The following is a 977-nucleotide window of genomic DNA, read 5'->3' on the forward strand; positions in this document are numbered from 1 at the left end:
AATCCCTAAAACATGTCTCAGTTCGGACTGGGGTCTGCAACCCGACCCCACGAAGCTGGATTCGCTAGTAATCGCGCATCAGCCATGGCGCGGTGAATACGTTCCCGGGCCTTGTACACACCGCCCGTCAAGCCATGAAAGCCGGGGGCGCCTGAAGTCCGTAACCGCAAGGATCGGCCTAGGGTGAAACCGGTGATTGGGGCTAAGTCGTAACAAGGTAGCCGTACCGGAAGGTGCGGCTGGAACACCTCCTTTCTGGAGAAACGGGATTCCACTATTAAGGTCAGCAAAGGCTCAGAAATGCCCAAAGATGCCTATCAAGGCTCATCAAGGCTTATAAAGAGTTATGGTTTGCTTTCCTTCTCCCACGCTTCTTGGCGCACTGTCTTACCAAATAGAGAAACAATGAAGACGCTATACATTATATAATATATAGAGTCCGGCATACATCGAGGTTCAAGTCCTTGCTTCTCACCATCCCTTTTAAGGGAAACGGTCTTTGACATATTGATACAAGCAAAACTGTAAGTTAAATCAATAACAACAGCTGAAAGTATGAGCTACGGTTTCTTGTCTGAGCAATCAGACGAGAGATTCGAAGAAAGTAGAAAAGGGCGCAAGGTGGATGCCTTGGCTCACGGAGGCGATGAAGGACGTGATAAGCTGCGATAAGCCTCGGGTAGGTGCAAATAACCTTTAATCCGAGGATTTCCGAATGGGACAACCCGTCTGTCTGAAGGACAGTCACTACGCAATAGCGTAGAGCTAACGCAGGGAACTGAAACATCTTAGTACCTGCAGGAAGAGAAAATAAGTTAATGATTCCCCTAGTAGTGGCGAGCGAACGGGGAAGAGCCCAAACCATGATTGTGGCAACGCAACCATGGGGTTGTAGGACCACGCTGTGGCAAGATGCTTGTGAGAGGAACGTTCTGGAAAGAACGACCATAGAGGGTGAGAGTCCCGTACTCGAAGCA

General features: G+C 49.3%; 2 rRNA genes. Both read left to right on the top strand.

The features are described 5' to 3' along the window. Positions 1–255 (top strand): 16S ribosomal RNA (locus I6E49_RS14225); the annotation flags it as partial. Positions 256–598: 343 nt separating this feature from the next. Next, a 23S ribosomal RNA gene (locus I6E49_RS14230) occupies positions 599–977 on the top strand; the annotation flags it as partial.

The organism is Leyella stercorea (assembly GCF_021531655.1).